Below are 5,803 nucleotides of genomic sequence, written 5' to 3' on the forward strand. Positions count from 1 at the left end.
AATAACTAAGGGGCCTAAATATAGGCCCCTTCTTACTTATTTATCTTAAGCAGATGCTTTATTCCTTCTAGCCACAAAAGCACCTAATGCAACTAAAGCCAGCACTGCGGCTAAAGATAACAATCCCCATTGTGAGATAGCAGGAATGTTCCTTGTGTCTGGCCTGCATTGACCTGTGCTCTCATTACATGACTCACCTGGTAGGAAATTCTCAGAACTACATGTTAAATTGCCTGGACTAAAAATGTTTCCACATTGATTAGGTTCTACCTGACAGCAGCCTAATAGAACCGGCGGCATTGTAGTACCTGCTAATCCGTTATCAGGCTGTGCTAGAAAGACAAAACCGAGAATCACAATTGAAATCACTACAGTTGTAATACTTTTCATACCATTCCCTCCAATAATATAATATAGATACATCTATATTTTGAAATCTAACACATTTCAGCTATTTATGTAATTTGTTTGACCCGCCAGCATATCAGATCTCATCGGCTTGATTGATTTTAATACACATTTTTAATCACTTATGATATAATTCACCAAAATTCAATCGAAAATGGAGGATGAGTGATGAAAACTTTATCGATTTTAGCAATTACGGCTCTCGTAGCTGGCATGTTCTTTATTTCTATGCCAGTAGAAGGACAAGCTATTAATACATGTTGCCAAGTATCAGAATCGGCATGCTTTGACAATGATGGCGGCGGTCCACTGCCGACAGTATGCTCAGGAGAACTTTTTCCAAACAGTATTTGCAGTGATGAAACTGAGCAATGTGTGTCAGTTGCTCGTAACGTACCGGCCTTGTCCGCAATTGGTTCAATAGTTATTGCAGGACTATTGGCAATTGTAGCCATAGTTATTCTTCATAGAAGAAGAAAAGCCACAATCTAATATCAAAATATTTAAAATTATCATAGGGGGAGCAACTGCTCCCCTTTTTCCTAAAATTATTTAAACCTACTATATGGTCTCCAAGATTCAAACAGTTGTATGAAAAGCATTTTGTTTTTACCATTTTTTATTTTATAATCGATACGTATAGCGTTTAGAGGATTTTTTTGGCGGTAAAGAATCCACTATCGAAAAGTTCCCTCATCACCTAGAAAACAACTTTTCATGTGTTGGTTCCGTCAAGAATCAAAGGTATAAAAGTGAATCTGATTTACAGAGCATAGGGAGAATCAACTATGAGCAGGCTAATTGGAATATTAATACTATTATCATGTTTTGCTGTATCATGCCCGGATAAAGGACCTATAGTACCCACTGATCATCCGGGGGGAGATCACGGGCCTAGTGCGTTTTGCATAGAGTTTGAGCAGGCCGAAAATGATGCTGCAGTAAATGGTGCAAATGCAGCGCTTATTTATAGAGAGCTAGGCGTAACTTTCCCTTCTAATCCACAAATAATTAATAATGGTGCTCTTTGCGGTGGAGCAGGTGTAGTCCCTGGTCCTATTAATAACCAGTGCTTATTCCAAGGAGATCCTGATTCGGCGCGCCCTGAACGAAGCTGTGGACCTCTTGAAATACTTTTTGATCCAGGTCTTGAAGTTGGAAGAGTGGAATTTGATGCAAGAAATGTAGGGTTTATTTCCATACCTGTAGAGATAGTGGCTAGGGCTTATGATGATTCTGGTAGAGTTGATGCAACTGGTGAATTAATACCTGTTGACGAAGTCAGTATAGTAACCAGGAGCAGTTTAGGAGACCTTCAGCCATTTGAGCATATAACTCTTGTATCTGATCCCGGTGAGCTTCCCATAGTAAGAGTCGTGGTAGACTACACAACCTGCCCTCCACATGTGGTAATAAATGACCTATGCATTGAGCCAAAGGAGCGTACGATTCCTACTTTTGGTCAAACAGACTCTGGCGCTGACAGGCTAGTCTATTATTTTGATAACTATAATGATGCTAGAGAAAGCTCTATACAGCTTGCCAACCTATCAAATGAAGAGGTTGATGTACATGTACAAATATGGACTGTAAATTCAACCGTACTTGAGTGTGAGGAAATTAATTTCGATGATACCTATACCCCTAACGACGTTCATACCTATGATACTTTGAACCTCGTCTCAAACACTGGAACCATATCTTTTACAGGCAATCCTCTGGCTGGGAAATATGGCTTTATAGTAATTTCAAAATCTGATGGACCCGACAATTCTTTAGTTGGATCTATGAGAATTCGTGATTTAAACGGCTTTGAATATATTACAAATGCAGTTGCTCCTGAATCATTGACATCATCTTCAAACAAATACGGTGCTGTTAATTTTAATAATATCAACGGAAATCAATTCTCAGAACTAATAGGTTTCACATATACGGTGATTGCAGAAGACACGGTACATGCATCCTCGGGTGTTACTACTATTTTTGGTAATCCCTTTGATCAAGTACTTATTTTTGATGAGAATGAGGCTGATGTATCTTGCCCTCCGCTACGATTCTCATGCAGCCTGGGTAATGCAACGGTAGGGATAGATAATTCTCTGCCTAACCCAAAAGATCCTGACAACAGAGTTTGCAACACAATGAGTATAAGGCCAGGAAATAGTGCTGGCTGGCTGAAGCTACCATTTACAGAGACCAGATGCACTGATCCTAGTGTTACTGACGCAGAAGGAAACTGTGTGCATGAGACCTACTTTGTAGGGTTCATGGGTTTATCTGGCAGCACCGAAATAGCACCTACGCTCAACTATGGCACATTTGATTCCTGGTGGGGAGGTGAAACATCAGATGAAGAATAATAATATGCGAGAGATGAAGTACTGTAATAATTCAAGGGAGGGTATTTTTATGAAACATACATTCCGAGTTTTGCTATTAGTGAGTTTATGCATTCTAACAATATCAGGATTTTCTACAAAAGTTCATGCTCAGGTTGGATTGAATAATCTCGTCTGCCCTCATGTTCCATACTCAGAGGGAATGCTTAACCTTGAAATTACTCCCGGTGGAATAGTACCAGCAACATTTTCAGCTGGGATGATTGGAGTATTCAATGACGTTGGAAATGCTGGCGGCGGTTTAGATTGGATGACCACCCAAGGAGCATCAGCTTCCGGCGCTACGTTGGCACCTACAAATGAACTAGGTACTCAGTTAATCACATGGTGGACCCAAATGGATAACAGAACTACCAAAATTCAGGTTACGAATCATGGCGACGGTACCGGGCCACATACTACAGAAGGTCTTGAAGTACACATTCGTCTTTATTCAAGTGATTGTAATGAAATAAGAGATTTTTGTGATATTTATACTCCATCGGATACCCATATATATGACCTGTCAAACTTAGTTACAAATACAGGAATTGATATAGGTGAAGTCAATCTCGCAGACAAAGAAGGTTTGCTAATTATAACACCTGTAGATGACTGTCATACAGCCTCTCGTGAGGAACAAGCTATTGATCATAATTTCCTGTCAGGAAATGTTTATATTTCCGACACCATCAGAACTGTAAGCGGCACTCCCCACGGTTATGCCTATGGAGCAAACATGTATGCCAGACGAGCTATTTGTAATGCACCTAGTTGTACTGGAATACTTGATGGATCAGAAAACGCAAGATTAGACACTGTGCTGCCAGATAGTATGTATGGTCTGTTTAACACTAACACATCAGCATCCGGCTCTGATGTAGTATTGTTGAGCTTCATGGATGACTACGGACCTCCATACTTTCCATTGCCGGGATTTAGAAGCTACTCAGCTTTAATATTTGATAATAATGAAATAGTGCAGACATGCGGAGATGTAACAGCCTGCTTCTTGAGGCTAGGCATAAATAGCAGCTTTCCCGCCAGGCAGGATTTTACAGCACCTTAAGTAAAGATAGTCAAATAAATTCTAAATCACATTATAGAGATGTTCAGCACATATTGTTAACCAATAAGTGAAATTTGTAATTAGTTCTTAAAATGTTATTTTTGTAGTTGCAAAATACAATTTTAGGAACTTAATATGCATAGAGTAATTAATCTGACTGCCATATTTTTCATTCTAACATTTATTGTCTGTTTTTCTTCAGATATGACCCATTCTTCGGAAGACAAGATCATGGACAGCATAATGAGTGAATTACCTGGGTTTGAAGAGCTAAAAAAATATCATCCAGATGTATATCAGGAGATATTGGTACAAATACAAGAGTATGCTAAAAGCGGTGACGAAGATACAATTAAGTCGATCGTGCAAGCGCAGGTCATGGCCATGTTTGCCAAAGACGTTCTCAAGGCTCCGCCTGAGGCGATAGTTGAATATTTAAATTCTACCAACAAACTAATTGATTATGCGAGTGAAAGAGATCCTAAGTGCTGTGATAGCTTTCTTAGAGGGGACACAAGGTGCTTTGAGCAAATCCTTAGTTTCGCAGAAATGAAAGAATATCTAACGATGATGGGAAATGTTATCAGACTGGCACATACAAAAACTTCTACTCAAAAGTTAGATGAAGAAAAGGCAACAGCTGACATCGTGAAAATCTCCACTAGTGACGAGCTTCCTGTAGGGGATAACTGTAAGTTATCGATATATATTTTCGAAAGCTTCGCAGAGTTGCCACCCGATAGAATGTCCAACGCATTTAAGTACATGATACAGTCTGTAGCACCGCAGTAGTAAGTTTAGATTGTGAGAATGAATATTTTGTTACTTGCTGCAGTATTTCTTTAAATATTCAGGAGCTAATATATAACCCTTATCTGAGGCTGTTTTCATATCCCTACAACCCGCCTCTATCTGACCTAATTTAAACTCAGCGATCGCTCTTCCGACATAGGAAGGAATGTTTTCCGGATTAAGCTCAATGCTCTTATTATAGTCAGCTATTGAGCCTTCGTATTCACCCAATGCACGTTTAGCATATGCCCTATATTCGTAGGAAAAAGGTGAGTTAGGATTGTGTTCTATATATATATTTAAATCATCCAGAGCTGAGCGGAAATCAAGAAGCTTAATCTCGCATATTGCCCTAGCATAATAGGCAACATACATATTCGGATCAAGTTCTAAAACTTTGCTGTAATTATAGACCGCTTTTTTGTACTCAGATAACTCTTGATAGAAAAATGCTAGATTGTAATAAGCAGGCACATAATCGGGACTAAGCTCAATTGCTTTTTTGTAGTCAGATATTGCGCCTTGATTATCGCCATTTAGAGACTTTTGCTGTGCAGAGGAAACATAGTCTTGCGCCGATTTTGCTAATGCCACTCCTTGCATAACTGCAGTGATAGCAAGTAGAAGAAATAATCTCTTAAATGGAATCATAGATTACTACTTATTACAGTGTTCAGCTTTGAGCTGCGCTGCCCCTGTGAACCCCATTGAGCCTGCTTTATCTATATCCTTACAGCCGGACTCTACCTGGCCTAGGGAAATTTTTGCTATCCCTCTTCCTGCATAGGCCGCAACATCATTTGGATTGAGTCCAATAGCCTTGTTGAAATCCGCAAGCGCTCCCTCATTATCACCTATTGCACCCTTTGCATTGGCCCTGAAAATAAACAGCATAGGATCATTCGGGTTGAGTTTAATAGCTTGGTTATAGTCCAATATAGCGCCGTCACCATCTCTTATAGCGAGTTTTGCGTTACCTCTGAAGGTATAGTAGATCGCGTTATTAGGATCAAGCTCTATTGCTTTGTTGAAATCCTGTATAGCTCCTTGATAGTCTTTTAGTATGCCCTTTGGAAAACCCCTGCCGGCATATAGGGTGGCATCATTAGGGTCTATCTCGATTGCTTTAGTAAAATCTAGAATTGAACCCTGA

At 39.6% G+C, this 5,803-nt stretch carries 7 protein-coding genes; 4 read left to right on the forward strand and 3 right to left on the reverse strand.

The window, feature by feature from the left end; translation table 11 throughout:
• Positions 1 to 45: 45 nt before the first annotated feature.
• The gene (locus AAF462_09525; GenBank protein ID MEM7009358.1) at positions 46 to 390 is read right to left on the reverse strand and encodes a hypothetical protein; all 345 of its coding nucleotides are present in this window, start codon (positions 388 to 390) and stop codon (positions 46 to 48) included.
• A 186-nt stretch (positions 391 to 576) separates the two neighbouring features.
• On the opposite strand from AAF462_09525, the gene AAF462_09530 reads away from it, so the two are divergent.
• From AAF462_09530 to AAF462_09545, 4 genes are all read left to right on the forward strand, one after another.
• A complete protein-coding gene (locus AAF462_09530; GenBank protein ID MEM7009359.1) occupies positions 577 to 900 on the forward strand; it encodes a hypothetical protein in 324 nt (107 codons plus the stop codon).
• Positions 901 to 1,196: 296 nt separating this feature from the next.
• A complete protein-coding gene (locus AAF462_09535) occupies positions 1,197 to 2,771 on the forward strand; it encodes a hypothetical protein (GenBank protein MEM7009360.1) in 1,575 nt (524 codons plus the stop codon).
• A 49-nt stretch (positions 2,772 to 2,820) separates the two neighbouring features.
• Entirely contained in the window at positions 2,821 to 3,858 is a 1,038-nt protein-coding gene (locus tag AAF462_09540) for a hypothetical protein (GenBank protein MEM7009361.1), read from the forward strand.
• A gap of 135 nt (positions 3,859 to 3,993) precedes the next feature.
• The gene (locus AAF462_09545) at positions 3,994 to 4,650 is read left to right on the forward strand and encodes a hypothetical protein (protein ID MEM7009362.1); all 657 of its coding nucleotides are present in this window, start codon (positions 3,994 to 3,996) and stop codon (positions 4,648 to 4,650) included.
• 30 nt (positions 4,651 to 4,680) lie between these two features.
• Here the strand turns inward: AAF462_09545 and AAF462_09550 are convergent, their stop codons facing one another.
• Both AAF462_09550 and AAF462_09555 read right to left on the reverse strand, forming a co-directional pair.
• Positions 4,681 to 5,301, reverse strand: coding sequence for a tetratricopeptide repeat protein (locus AAF462_09550; GenBank protein MEM7009363.1), 621 nt, complete (start codon positions 5,299 to 5,301; stop codon positions 4,681 to 4,683).
• A 6-nt stretch (positions 5,302 to 5,307) separates the two neighbouring features.
• Positions 5,308 to 5,803: tetratricopeptide repeat protein (locus AAF462_09555; protein ID MEM7009364.1), on the reverse strand; the 496-nt coding region annotated here is incomplete at its 5' end.

Source organism: Thermodesulfobacteriota bacterium (assembly GCA_039028315.1).
GTDB lineage: Bacteria > Desulfobacterota_D > UBA1144 > Nemesobacterales > UBA2774 > CR02bin9.